This is a genomic window from Lysinibacillus sp. OL1 (assembly GCF_004332175.1).
In the GTDB taxonomy this organism is placed as follows: Bacteria; Bacillota; Bacilli; order Bacillales_A; family Planococcaceae; genus Lysinibacillus; species Lysinibacillus capsici.
In genome coordinates, this window is sequence record NZ_SJDS01000009.1 from 36,146 (window position 1) to 50,045 (window position 13,900).

The following is a 13,900-nucleotide window of genomic DNA, read 5'->3' on the forward strand; positions in this document are numbered from 1 at the left end:
TCCGAAAAATTAGATCGTAAGATGTTAAACCTATTTCAAAATTATATTACCTAAAAAAAACACCAAATTTTAAAGAGTACATCTTCATTACATAAAATTGACCCTATTTTCCAAATGTAATAGTAACTGGATCGGTATATAATATTCTGACAATTAGGCGTAATGCTATTTTATCTGGAAATAATACATTTAATCAAGTGAATTTTTACAATTCTTATAATATTACATACAAAATAATCCATACAACTATACCATTTCAGATTGGATGCTTTAGATTTTACCATACTGAATATTAGTTCATTTTCAACTTTATTTGCCTAAAGTATCATTTTTTTATTTTATTAAAATAATAATAACCTACTCATTTGATCCACACATACTATGTCAAAATTTACTTTTATTTGGAAAACATGATTATAAAAGGATTTTTATTGTTTATTTAATTCATAGAATGATACTAAATTTTCCTAATTATTATTAACGAATAATTTTATTTACTAAAGCACTAAACAAATGAAGTGTTTTATATTACATTAAAAAAATAAATTATTTTTACAATTTCTTTAATCTATAGGCCATACTTCTCTTAAAAGTTAATAAAGTTTATTTTCCTTTGACTACGTCGAAAAAACACAAAAAACAACTATCAACAAAAGTATCGATAGTTGTTTCTATGCATTTGCTCTCTTTTATATTCCAGTAACTCTATGTTTTACTACTACTTTTACAATTCTCCAGCTTTTAATTTTCCATGCCACTCTTTTAAGAATGGAATATCTTCTTCTTTGATAGCGCCTGATTCATTTGCTGCTTCAATCAGATAATCAAAATTAGTTAATGATACGTATTGAATGCCAGCCTCTTCAAATGCTTGTTCAGCGCGTGGAAGATTATATGTGTAGACACAAACTACTCCTAATACTTCACAGCCAGCTGCACGCAATGCTTCTACTGCTGTAATGGAAGAACCACCTGTAGAGACGATATCCTCCACAACCACTACTTTTTGTCCTGCTGCGTATTTTCCTTCAATTTGATTACCACGGCCATGCTCCTTCGCTTTAGAGCGTACATAAACCATTGGTAATTCTAAAATATCACTTACCCACGCCGCATGTGGGATACCTGCTGTAGCTGTTCCTGCTACAATTTCTGTCGCTCCGAAGTTTTCTTTGATGACAGAGGCTAAACCATTTGCTAATTGTTTACGAATAACTGGATCGGAAATTGTTAAGCGTGTATCACAGTATATAGGTGATTTAATACCAGATGCCCATGTAAATAGCTCTGTAGGATTTAATTCTACAGCTCCAACTTTTAACATAGCGTGTGCAATTTCATTTTGTAATGTCATAATTTATGCCTCCCATAATTCACTTACGATTTTATATGCTGCTACTGGATCCTGTGCACCTGTTACAGCACGGCCAACAACGATGAGTGATGAACCATCACGCTTTGCCCCATCAGGTGTTGCTATACGTTTTTGATCGTGTGCAGCACCACCAGCTAAACGAATTCCAGGTGTGACACGTAGAAACTCATCTCCACACACCTCAACAATCGCCTTAGCCTCATGGACAGAGCAAACAACACCTTGTAAACCTGCTTCCTTTGTCAGCCCTGCGTAGTGTAGGACAGACTCTTTCAATGAAAGAGCAATTTTTTGTTCTGCTTGCATTTGTTCTTCTGTTGTAGATGTTAATTGAGTAACGGCTATTAGTGCAGGACGTTGTTTGCCTGTTGGTGTTCCTGCTTCAAGTCCTTCTAGAGCTGCTTCCATCATAGGACGTCCGCCTGCAGCATGGACATTGACTAAATCTACCCCTAATTTTGCTAGACCCTTCATCGCAGAGCCTACTGTATTCGGGATATCATGTAATTTTAAATCAAGGAAAATATCATGACCTAACTCCTTTACTTTGCGTACGATATCAGGTCCCTCTTGCATATATAATTCCATTCCAATTTTCACGAAAAGAGGCTCATCGAACTTTTTAAGGAAATCGAATACTTCTTTTTCTCCTGGAAAATCTAGAGCTAGTATAGGCTTCGTATTCATCAACGATGGCTCCTTCCAATAATCTCTGTTATATGTTCTACACCTAATGCATCCAGCTTTGCTGGTAATTCTTCAATTATGTTTGGACAAACGAAATGGTCAACAAAGTTAGCTGTTCCTACTGCTACAGCTGAAGCACCTGCGGACATAAAATCAATGACATCCTGTGCTTCCGTTACACCGCCCATACCAATTATCGGAATATTGACAGCCTTGTACACCTCATAAACCATTCGTATTGCTACAGGTTTTACAGCAGGACCAGATAGTCCACCTGTGCCATTAGCTATGACTGGCTTACCTGTACGCTCATCTAAACGCATACCAACCAATGTATTAATCATGGTAATACCATCTGCTCCACCTGCTTCAACAGCTAGGGCAATATCAACGATGTTCGTCACGTTTGGTGATAGCTTCACATAGACTGGCACTTCTGACACAGCCTTGACAGCCTTGACAAGCTCGCGTGCTGTAGCAGGATCTGTTCCAAATTGAATACCACCACATTTCACGTTTGGACAAGAAATATTTAACTCCAATGCTTTGACATTCGGTGCTGCTGAAATACGGCGTGCTACTTCCACATAGTCTGCCGTCTCTGTTCCAGCAACATTCGCGATGATAGGTACATCATAATCCTCTAAAAATTTTAATTCCTCATTCATCACTTTTTCAATGCCTGGATTTTGTAGACCAATGGCATTTAACATCCCCGCCGCTGTTTCGGCAACACGTGGCGTTGGGTTACCTGCACGCGTTTCGACCGTTGTTGCCTTAATCATGATAGCACCTAGTTTTGACAAATCATAAAGCTGTGCATATTCACGACCAAAGCCAAAGCAACCTGAAGCTGGCATAATAGGGTTTTTTAAATCTAAGCCTGGTATTTGAATTGTTAAACGACTCATAGTGCCACCGTTCCTTTCGGGAAAACTGGACCATCAGAACATACTTTAACATAGTCTTTTTCAACTTGATCAGTTGTTTTACATACGCATGCAAAGCAAGCTCCAATACCACAGCCCATACGCTCTTCAAATGATAAATAGCCTTCTTTTTCAGGATAAAAGCCTTCTAATGCCCTTAACATTGGTAAGGGGCCACAGGAATAAAAAACATCAAATTCAGGAGCATGCGACTCTAAAACCGTTGTTACAAAGCCTTTTGTGCCTTTCGAGCCATCCACCGTAACATAATGCGTTTCACCAAGTGCACTAAATTCATCCTCATAAAAGCAGACGTCTTTTGTTTGGAAGCCTAAGACGTGGATTGTTTTCACACCACGAGCATTCAATTGCTTGGCTAGCTCATGTAATGGAGGGACACCAATGCCACCACCAACTAGTAGTGCAGTACCTCCCTCCTGCACCGCTTCTACTGGGAAACCATTCCCAATTGGTCCAAGTACGTTGACCAGCTGACCTTCTCGATTTGTTGCCAGAACTTTCGTACCACGCCCCTCAGCACGATAGATCATTGTAAACTCATTGTTGTCTTTATCAATATTTGCAATACTAATTGGTCGACGTAAAAGCGGCTCCAGTGAATCCGACACCTTTACATGGACAAACTGGCCAGGAGTCATCTCCTGAACCAGTTCACCATGAAGTGTCAGTTCGAAAATGTTTGTCGCAATTTGCTTTTGAGAGACGACCGTCATTTTCTCTTGACGTATCATATTAGTGTACTACCTCCGCTTTTGGCATTTGTTCTGCTGTAAATGTCATAGATTCGATAACACGTACCATTGCTTCTGCTGTATCTAAAGATGTTAGGCAAGGTACTCCATTTTCTACAGACTCACGACGAATTCGGAAGCCGTCACGAGCTGGTTGCTTGCCTTTTGTTAAAGTGTTGACAACAAGCTGAGCTTCCCCATTTTGGATAAGGTCAATCAATGTTTGTCCTTTCGCCCCAATCTTGCCTACTACATCAGTTCGTACACCTGCTGCTTCAAATGCTTTTGCTGTACCTTCTGTTGCTACAATGCGATAGCCTACTGTTGAGAAGCGTTTTGCTAATGCAATCGCTTCTTCCTTATCTTTATCAGACACAGTGAATAATACTGTACCTTCTGTTCGTATTTCCATACCTGCTGCAACTAAGCCTTTATAAAGAGCTTTTTCTAATGTTGCATCTTTCCCCATTACTTCACCAGTAGATTTCATTTCAGGTCCTAATGTAATGTCTACACGTCGTAATTTAGCGAATGAGAACACTGGTACTTTTACAAATACACCTCTTTGCTCAGCTGCTAGGCCTGTTGGATAGCCTTGCTCTACAATGGATTTGCCAAGGATTGCTTTTGTTGCAATATTAGCCATTGGGATATTTGTAATCTTACTTAGGAACGGTACTGTACGTGATGAACGTGGGTTCACCTCGATAACAAATACTTCGTTTTGTGAAATGACATATTGGATGTTCATTAAGCCGATGATGCCTAGCCCCTTCGCAAGACGAGTTGTATAGTCAACTAATGTATCTTTTTGTGCCTGTGTTAATTTTTGCGGTGGGTAAACAGAGATTGAGTCACCAGAGTGAACTCCTGCACGCTCGATATGCTCCATAATTCCTGGTATTAACACATTCTCACCGTCACAGATAGCATCTACTTCAATTTCCTGTCCTGTTAAGTAACGGTCTACTAATACTGGATGATCTGGAGATGCCTCTACCGCGTTTTCCATATAGTGCTGTAATTCTTCTTGGTTATAAACAATTTCCATTGCACGTCCACCAAGTACATAAGAAGGGCGAACAAGCACTGGGAAGCCTAGACGCTCACCAATGGCAAGAGCCTCCTCTGTAGAAACTGCTGTTTCTCCTTGAGGTTGTGGAATATCTAATTCACGTAGCGCCTGCTCAAATTTATCGCGGTTTTCTGCACGGTCAATATCCTCAAGAGACGTACCTAAGATTTTCACGCCATTAGCAGCTAATTTATCAGCAAGGTTAATAGCCGTTTGACCACCGAATTGAACAACAACACCAATTGGTTGTTCTAAGTCGATAATATGCATAACATCCTCAATTGTTAATGGTTCAAAGTATAATTTATCGGAAATTGAGAAATCTGTTGACACTGTTTCTGGATTTGAGTTAATGATGATCGCTTCATAACCCGCTTCTTGAATCGCCCAAACTGAGTGTACTGTGGCGTAGTCAAATTCTACACCTTGGCCAATGCGGATTGGACCTGAACCTAGTACCACCACAGAAGGTTTTTCAGACTTAATCGATTCATTTTCGTCTTCATATGTGCCATAGAAATATGGTGTTTCTGATTCAAATTCTGCTGCACATGTATCCACCATTTTATAAACTGGCATAATCCCATGCTCTTTACGATAAGCATACAGTTCTTCTGGTGTTGTTTCCCAAAGCTCAGCAATTTTCTTATCTGCAAAGCCTAAACGTTTAGCTGTTCGTAGTACGTCTTTGTCATTCTTATTGTCAGCAAGCGTTTGTTCCATATCCACAATATTTTTAAATTTATTTAAGAAGAATAGATCGATTGCTGACCATTCATGAATTTGTTCAATTGTTACACCTCGACGTAAAGCTTCACCGATGAAGAATAGACGTTCATCCCCAGCCTTGCGAATACGTTTTTCAATCCAAGAATCTGAATTTTCTTCAGCATGTTTTAACTCTAAGTGTACTTGACCTGTCTCAAGAGAACGAACCGCTTTTAGCATAGCTTCCTCAAAAGTACGACCTAACGCCATTACTTCACCAGTAGCTTTCATTTGCGTACCAAGATTACGTTTAGCAGATTCGAATTTATCGAATGGCCAACGAGGAATTTTTGCTACGATATAGTCCAGTGCAGGCTCAAAACAAGCATATGTTGAACCTGTTACAGGATTTTTAATTTCATCTAACGTTAAGCCTACTGCAATTTTAGCGGCTAGCTTAGCAATTGGATAACCTGTTGCTTTTGATGCTAACGCAGATGAACGAGAGACACGTGGATTTACTTCAATCACATAGTAATTAAAGCTATATGGATCAAGTGCAAGCTGTACGTTACAGCCACCTTCAATTTTTAAAGCGCGAATAATATCGAGTGAAATATTACGTAGCATTTGGTTTTCGCGATCAGATAGTGTTTGCGTTGGTGCAACAACGATTGAGTCACCTGTATGAATCCCTACTGGGTCAACGTTTTCCATGTTACATACAACGATGGCATTGTCAGCTGCATCACGCATTACTTCGTATTCAATTTCTTTATAGCCTGCGATTGATTTCTCTAATAGACATTGCGTTACAGGGGAATATTTTAAACCCGATGTCACAATTTCTTCTAAGTCTTGATCGTTGTAGCAAATACCGCCACCTGTACCGCCAAGTGTAAAGGCAGGTCGAACAATGACAGGGTAGCCAATTTTTGCAACAAATCTTTTCGCTTCATCTAAGTTATGAATAATATCAGATTCAGGAACTGGAGCTCCTAACTCATACATTAAATTACGGAATAAATCACGGTCCTCCGCTTTATGGATGGCATCTAATTTAGTACCTAGAATTTCAATTCCAAGCTCATCTAGAATACCTGATTTGTCTAATTCGATCGCCATATTTAGGCCTGTTTGACCACCAAGTGTTGGTAAAATCGCGTCTGGGCGTTCTTTACGTAATATACGCGATACAAAATCAATAGAAATTGGCTCAATATAGACTTTGTCTGCGATTTCTGTATCTGTCATGATTGTAGCAGGGTTTGAGTTAATTAAAATAACGCGGTAGCCCTCTTCTTTTAATGAAAGACATGCTTGTGTTCCTGCATAGTCAAATTCTGCTGCTTGTCCGATAACAATTGGGCCTGAGCCGATTACTAAAATAGTTTCAATATCTGTACGTTTAGGCATGTTGTTTCCCCTTCCCTGCTTCTACTTCCATCATTTCGATGAATTCATCAAATAAATGGTTTGAATCTTCTGGACCTGGTGATGCTTCTGGGTGATATTGCACTGTGAAAATTGGATATTTTTTATGACGTACACCTTCACATGTTCCATCATTTAACGCGATATGTGTTAATTCTAAATCGGTATCTTTTAATGATTCGATATCGATGGCATAGCCATGGTTCTGAGATGTTAAATCTGTACGACCTGTGCGTAAATCTTTTACTGGATGGTTACCACCACGGTGTCCAAATGGTAATTTAAAGGCTTTCGCACCACTTGCTAAAGAAAAGATTTGATGGCCTAAACAAATACCGAACATTGGCACTTTTCCAATTAAGTTACGTACTGTTTCAATGCCTTCTTGAACATCTTCAGGATTTCCTGGTCCATTCGACAACATGATGCCATCTGGATGCCAAGCTAAAATTTCCTCAGCTGACGTATTATACGGTACGACTAGCACATCACAATCACGTTTGTTTAACTCACGTAAAATTCCATGCTTCATTCCATAATCAATTAGAACAACTCGTTTACCACGTCCTGGAGATGGATAGGCTGCTTTTGGTGATACTTCACGAACATGGTGCGTAATGGCTGGCGTTGCTTGTAATTGTGCCACAATTTCATCCACATTTACTTCTTCATCAGCAGCTGTCAAAATCGCTTTTACGGAACCTTTACTACGAATAATACGTGTTAATTTTCGTGTATCAATCCCTTCAATTCCTGGGATATCCTTTGATGTCAAATAGTCATCTAAAGTTAAATCACAGCGGAAATTCGAAGGATTTTTAGCTAATTCACGTACAACAAATCCACGAATTGCTGGCGTAATCGATTCAAAGTCATCACGGTTAATGCCGTAGTTACCAACTAAAGGATAAGTTAAAGTGACAATTTGTCCATAGAATGAAGGATCTGAAATCGTTTCCTGATAACCCGTCATCCCTGTTGTGAATACAACCTCACCTTGTGAAGCGCGCTCGCTACCAAATGCTGTACCTGTAAATACTGTGCCATCTTCTAAAACTAGTAAACGTTTTTTCATTACTCTGCCTCCTGATATACGATATTGCCTTCAAAAATCGTTAGTACTGGCCAACCCTTTGCCACCCAGCCGTTGAATGGTGTATTACGACCTTTTGATACAAAGCCTTCTGCATCAATCGTTTGTTCTTTTTGAATATCAATTAAAATCATATCAGCTGAAGCACCTACTTCTAATGTGCCATATGGCAGATCAAAAATCTCAGCTGCTTTCACTGTCATCCAATCAATTAATTGTTTTAACGTCCACTTTCCTGTTTCTACAAACTGTGTATAAAGTAGTGGGAAAGCAGTTTCGAAACCTACAATACCAAATGGTGCGCCAACCATACCGCAGCATTTTTCTTCTACTGTGTGTGGCGCATGATCTGTTGCAATGCAGTCGATTGTACCATCAAGTAGTGCTGCATGTAGAGAATCTTTATCATCAGCTGCGCGTAATGGTGGGTTCATTTTCCAATTAGCATCATCAGATGGAATATCCATCTCTTCTAGCAATAAATGATGTGGACAAACTTCTGCTGTAACACGGATTCCCGCAGCCTTTGCATCTCTTACCGCACGCACTGATTCCTTCGTCGATACATGACAAACATGGTAACGAGCGCCTGCTGCTTCTGCAAGTAGTACATCTCGTGCAATTTGTACGGATTCACAGATGGAAGGTATTCCTGGGAGGCCTAGCTCTTTATTACGCTTTCCTTCATGCATCACGCCATCATAGATTAATGAGTTGTCCTCACAATGCGCTACAACGACCATATCGTGCTGGGCCGCATCTTTCATTTGCTCATACATCGTTGAGGCTAGCTGGATACCAACACCATCATCTGAGAATGCCACTGCTCCATGTGCTTTTAATTCTTCAATATTTGTTCGAACCTCACCCGATATATCCTTTGTTAGGGAACCGTATGGGAGTACTCGAATAACCGCACTGTCCTGAATGAGCCCATTGATGAGTTGCATGTTTTCAACCGAATCAGGTACTGGCTTTGTATTAGGCATTGCGCAAATTGTCGTAAAGCCACCTTTTGCTGCTGATGCCGAACCTGTTGCAATGGTTTCCTTATGCTCAAATCCTGGCTCTCGTAAATGTGTATGAACATCGATAAAGCCTGGTGCTACGATTAAACCATGTCCTTCAATCAGTTCTGCACCTGCTACAGTCACATCTTGACCAATAGCCGTAATCTTTCCGTCTGCCATTGCAATATTGACTGTCTTTAATTCACCTTGTTCATCTAGCATTTGTACATTTTGAAGTACCTTTGTCATGTTATTCTCTCCCCTTTAAAATGGTTTCCATAATAGCCATCCGTGTGTAAACACCGTTCCGCACCTGTTCAAAAATTCGAGAGCGATCACACTCGACTAACTCAGAAGCAATTTCGACATCACGATTGACGGGTGCTGGATGCATAATAATGGCTGATTCTTTCATTTGCTTTTCTCGTTCAATTGTTAAACCAAACTCTTGATGGTAACCTTCCTTTGAGAAGCTTTTATTTACTTTATGACGTTCATGTTGCACACGTAGTAACATAATGACATCACTTATTTCGATCAGATTATCCCATGAATGGTGCGCTTCAAAACCGCCAGACCATTCTTCTGGGCAAAGGAAATGAACATTTGCCCCTAAATTTTGTAATGCTGTTGCATTTGATTTCGCTACTCGACTATGAGAGATATCTCCTGCAATTGTGACATTCAACCCTTCGAAATAGCCAAACTCCTTTTTGATGGTATAAAGATCCAATAAGGATTGTGAAGGGTGTTGCCCAGCACCATCTCCTGCATTAATAATCGCTACATTAATACCATCCAGCAGCTCATTGTAATACTCATCTTCTGACGCTCGAATGATGACAGCATCTAAACCAATCATTTCCAATGTTTTGACCGTATCGTACATCGTTTCCCCTTTCGTAACACTCGAAAACCCTGCATCAAAAGGGATAACATGACAGCCAATTTTGTATTCCGCCATTTCAAAGCTTGTTTTTGTACGAGTACTTGGTTCAAAGAATAGATTGGCCACTTTGTGTGTGCGAGATAACGATGATGTTTCACCATTTTCAAATGCTTGCGCAAGATCTAGGATTTGGTTAATCTCTTCTGTTGTTAAATGTTCCATCGATAATAAGTTCTTCATCATGTGACCTCCATTAGGTTGTGAATCGTGAACGCCTATGTATGACGTTCTCTGTATATAAAGTAAAAGCCCCGTTGATGTCATCAACGAGGCATGAGGAGGCGTGACAAACTACAGCAAGACATACATCCCACTTCAGCCTGTCCACAACTTCCCTTTTTTTGCCTCTCTGGACAATTCATTAAAAGGTACTACTATGAATCTTTATTTTGATTGTATTGTACGGGTATATCAGCTTCTTTTTTACCTGGTAGAATCGCATTTAATAGCACACCAATAATCGCTGCTAGTGCCATTCCTTCTACACTCAATGATTCTGAGATAACAAACTTGGCACCGCCAATACCAATGACTAAAATCACTGAAGCAATTACTAGGTTACGACTGTTACCAAAATCAATATGATTATCTACCAGCATACGTAAGCCACTTGCTGCGATAATTCCAAAGAGTAAGATGGAAACTCCACCAAGTACTGCGGTTGGAATCGTTGCAATTACTGCCATTGCTTTCCCGAAGAATGATAGTAAGATAGCAACCACTGCTGCACCTGCAATAACGTAGATACTGTATACTCGAGTAATGGCTAGTACACCAATATTTTCACCATACGTTGTTTTCGGAGGACCTCCGATTAAAGCACTCACAAATGTGCCAAGCCCGTCACCTAGTAGCGAACGGTGTAGTCCTGGCTCTTTAATATAATCACGATCTACTACTTTTCCTAATACCAGTTGATGTCCTATATGTTCCGAAATTGTTACAATTACGATTGGTACCATGATAAGTAGAATTTTTGTTGTTATTTCAAACTCATAATGCACACCTGGTATTAAGAAATCAGGCATTGCGAAGAATTTTGCTTTGGCAATCGGTGTATAGTCTACTATGTCGATCATCATGGAGTAAATGTACCCTACAATTAGGCCCATCAAAATTGGCATAGTGCTTAAAATTCCTTTAAAGAAAATCGTAAAGATGATAGCTGTAAAGACCGTCACTAAAGCAGCTGAGAAGTGTAAAAAGCTATACTCTCCATTGACGTTCATTGCCATATTCACAGCCGTACCTGAAAGTCCAAGCCCAATTACCATAATTACTGGGCCTACCACAATCGGTGGCAAAATTTTCATAATCCACTTATAACCACTTTTCCAAATGATTAAGGATACAATCCCGTACGTAATGCCGACTGCCATAGCACCGATCATGGCATTGCCTGGGTTTACACTTGAACCGTCTTCATTTAAACCACCTGCAGCAAGTAGGATTGGTGCAATAAAGGCGAAGGATGATCCTAAATAAGCTGGTACCTGAAATTTTGTAATTAATAGGAAGAATAATGTAGCAATTCCGCTTGTTAAAAGGGCAATCGCTGGACTAAGACCTACTAACTGCGGTACTAAAATCGTTGAACCAAACATCGCAAACATATGCTGGAAACTTAATGTCACTAGCTGGAGCGGGGTCGGTTTATCCTTAATATCTAAAACTGCATTTGACATACTGTTTCCTCACTTTATTGTTCGTCTTCTTTATAAATAATGACGCAATCTTCTCCGTCTACCTCTTGTAAATTGACAACAATGCGCTCAGAGCCAGAAGTTGGAACGTTTTTTCCCACATAGTCTGCTCTAATTGGTAGCTCTCGATGTCCTCTATCTACTAGAACAGCTAGTTGAATTTGTGCAGGTCTTCCTAAATCCATTACAGCATCTAGAGCTGCACGTACTGTTCGACCTGTATAAAGTACATCATCCACTAAGATGATTTTTTGATTTTTCACTTGATACTCGATATCAACTTGTTCTACATGTGCTTGTTCGTTTTCATGTTTCGTTGTTAAATCATCTCGGTAAAGTGTAATATCAAGTTCCCCTGTACGAATCGGTTTACCTTCAATTTTTTCAATTCGCTGCGCCAAACGTCTGGCTAGAAAGGCACCTCTTGTTTTAATGCCAACTAAAATACATTCATCGATTCCTTTATTACGTTCAATTATTTCATGGGCAATACGTGTTAATGCTCGTGTCATTGATGGGCCATCTAATAATTCATTTTGTGCCATATTCGTATCCTCCTCTCTCCAATCTATTATCGGCCATGTGTCCATAAAAAAACCTCTCGAGGCGAATAGCCTGAGAGGGTTGTATACGTGTCGAAAAAGCATGTTGGAAAAATTTGCAGCACAAATTTCCACAACACTATCACATGTCCCTTCTCAGCCTCTCTGGACTGCCATTAAAGGTGAATATTTAGTTATGTTGTTCATTCACTGTCGTTAGTATAGACTTTCTTTTCGTATACGTCAATGCCTATTTCGTAAATCATTTAATAATTGTTCATAATCAGCTGGAAGTGGTGTTTCAAACTCCAAATATTCTCCAGATGAAGGATGATCGAAACCTAAAGTCGCTGCATGTAAAACTTGTCCCCCAAAGTCGATTGTCTTTTTCGGACCATATTTTGGATCTCCAACAAGTGGGAAGCCAATATAATTCATATGCACACGAATTTGGTGTGTACGTCCTGTTTCTAAACGACATTCCACAAGCGTATAGTCACCAAAACGTTCAACAACTTGGAAGTGTGTGACAGCATGTTTACCATTATCGACAACTGCTTGTTTTTGGCGATCTTTTTGGTCACGACCAATTGGTGCATCAATTGTCCCCTTATCATGCGCAATATGCCCGTGGACAAGAGCAATATATTTACGAGTAACTGTTTTATTCACTAATTGATTGACTAATGATTCATGAGCCGTATCGTTTTTAGCAACCATCAATAAGCCCGATGTATCTTTGTCGATACGATGGACAATCCCTGGTCGTAGTACACCATTAATCCCTGATAAGTCTTTACAATGATACATTAAGCCATTTACCAGTGTACCTCCCATATGGCCCGGTGCTGGATGTACCACCATACCCTTTGGTTTATTCACAACAAGAACATCTGCATCCTCATAAACAATATCTAAATCTAAATTTTCTGCGACAACATCCAATTCTTCCACTTCTGGTACATCAATAGCGATGATGTCACCAGCTTTAACCTTATATTTTGCCTTTACCACATCACCGTTTACTTTAATGACTCCCTCACTAATCCAGTTCCCAATTTGCGTGCGTGACCACTCAGATTGTAAGCTGGAAAGTGCTTTATCAATGCGCTCTCCTTGCTGCTGTTCTTCGATTGTATATGTTACTTGCGTCATTGTTTCACCTGTTTCTTCTCTTTTTTATCTTCCATAATTAAGCCAATCATCAGCACGACAACCGCTATTGTTAATGCAGCATCTGCCACATTAAAAATAGGGAAATCATAATTAATAATCGGAATTAAAACATCTACAAAATCGACCACTTCTCCTCTAAATAGACGGTCAATAAAGTTTCCTACTGCACCACCAAGCAAAAGCATTAAGCCGACTTGAAAAACAGGCTTTCCCTTTGCTTCTTTATGATAAAAATAGACAATCGCACAGATAACAGCAACTGTGACAATACTAAACAACCACATTTGCCCCTCTAGCATCCCCCATGCTGCCCCTCTATTTCGATGAGACAAAATACCAAACCAAGGGTCCCATACAGCAATGCGTTCAGCATATTCCATATTTTTCACAATCAGCCATTTTGTCCATTGATCCAGTAAAACGACAAAAGCAGCTAATCCATAATATTTATACACAGACATTCCTCC

Annotated in this window: 12 protein-coding genes; all 12 read right to left on the bottom strand. The window is 39.6% G+C overall.

The genetic code is table 11. From position 1 onward, the window contains the following. Nucleotides 1-724 precede the first annotated feature (724 nt). On the bottom strand, nucleotides 725-1,354 hold the full coding sequence (pyrE, locus tag EW028_RS16110; RefSeq protein WP_131521609.1) for an orotate phosphoribosyltransferase: 630 nt from the start codon (nucleotides 1,352-1,354) through the stop codon (nucleotides 725-727). A gap of 3 nt (nucleotides 1,355-1,357) precedes the next feature. Next, a complete protein-coding gene (gene pyrF / locus EW028_RS16115) occupies nucleotides 1,358-2,062 on the bottom strand; it encodes an orotidine-5'-phosphate decarboxylase (RefSeq protein ID WP_131521610.1) in 705 nt (234 codons plus the stop codon). Then, the gene (locus tag EW028_RS16120) at nucleotides 2,062-2,973 is read right to left on the bottom strand and encodes a dihydroorotate dehydrogenase (RefSeq protein ID WP_131521611.1); all 912 of its coding nucleotides are present in this window, start codon (nucleotides 2,971-2,973) and stop codon (nucleotides 2,062-2,064) included. The genes pyrF and EW028_RS16120 overlap by 1 nt, the downstream gene beginning before the upstream one ends. Then, entirely contained in the window at nucleotides 2,970-3,743 is a 774-nt protein-coding gene (locus EW028_RS16125) for a dihydroorotate dehydrogenase electron transfer subunit (RefSeq protein ID WP_004227355.1), read from the bottom strand. Before EW028_RS16125 ends, EW028_RS16120 begins: the two co-directional genes overlap by 4 nt. A gap of 1 nt (nucleotide 3,744) precedes the next feature. Continuing rightward, nucleotides 3,745-6,942, bottom strand: coding sequence for a carbamoyl-phosphate synthase large subunit (carB, locus tag EW028_RS16130; RefSeq protein WP_131521612.1), 3,198 nt, complete (start codon nucleotides 6,940-6,942; stop codon nucleotides 3,745-3,747). Then, a complete protein-coding gene (carA, locus tag EW028_RS16135; protein WP_016994256.1) occupies nucleotides 6,935-8,035 on the bottom strand; it encodes a glutamine-hydrolyzing carbamoyl-phosphate synthase small subunit in 1,101 nt (366 codons plus the stop codon). The genes carB and carA overlap by 8 nt, the downstream gene beginning before the upstream one ends. Beyond that, a complete protein-coding gene (locus EW028_RS16140; protein WP_131521613.1) occupies nucleotides 8,035-9,312 on the bottom strand; it encodes a dihydroorotase in 1,278 nt (425 codons plus the stop codon). Before EW028_RS16140 ends, carA begins: the two co-directional genes overlap by 1 nt. Before the next feature lies 1 nt (nucleotide 9,313). Then, nucleotides 9,314-10,192: an aspartate carbamoyltransferase catalytic subunit gene (locus EW028_RS16145; RefSeq protein WP_131521614.1), complete on the bottom strand. Its 879-nt coding sequence runs from the start codon at nucleotides 10,190-10,192 to the stop codon at nucleotides 9,314-9,316. 194 nt (nucleotides 10,193-10,386) lie between these two features. After that, a complete protein-coding gene (locus EW028_RS16150) occupies nucleotides 10,387-11,697 on the bottom strand; it encodes a uracil-xanthine permease family protein (RefSeq protein ID WP_131521615.1) in 1,311 nt (436 codons plus the stop codon). A 14-nt stretch (nucleotides 11,698-11,711) separates the two neighbouring features. Then, nucleotides 11,712-12,260 carry a bifunctional pyr operon transcriptional regulator/uracil phosphoribosyltransferase PyrR gene (gene pyrR, locus EW028_RS16155; RefSeq protein WP_004227349.1) on the bottom strand — a complete coding sequence of 183 codons (549 nt, stop codon included), beginning with the start codon at nucleotides 12,258-12,260 and terminating at the stop codon, nucleotides 11,712-11,714. A 240-nt stretch (nucleotides 12,261-12,500) separates the two neighbouring features. Continuing rightward, nucleotides 12,501-13,412, bottom strand: a complete 912-nt coding sequence (locus tag EW028_RS16160) for an RluA family pseudouridine synthase (RefSeq protein WP_131521616.1) — start codon at nucleotides 13,410-13,412, stop codon at nucleotides 12,501-12,503. Next, nucleotides 13,409-13,888 carry a signal peptidase II gene (gene lspA / locus EW028_RS16165; protein WP_004227346.1) on the bottom strand — a complete coding sequence of 160 codons (480 nt, stop codon included), beginning with the start codon at nucleotides 13,886-13,888 and terminating at the stop codon, nucleotides 13,409-13,411. The genes EW028_RS16160 and lspA overlap by 4 nt, the downstream gene beginning before the upstream one ends. Nucleotides 13,889-13,900: the final 12 nt, after the last annotated feature.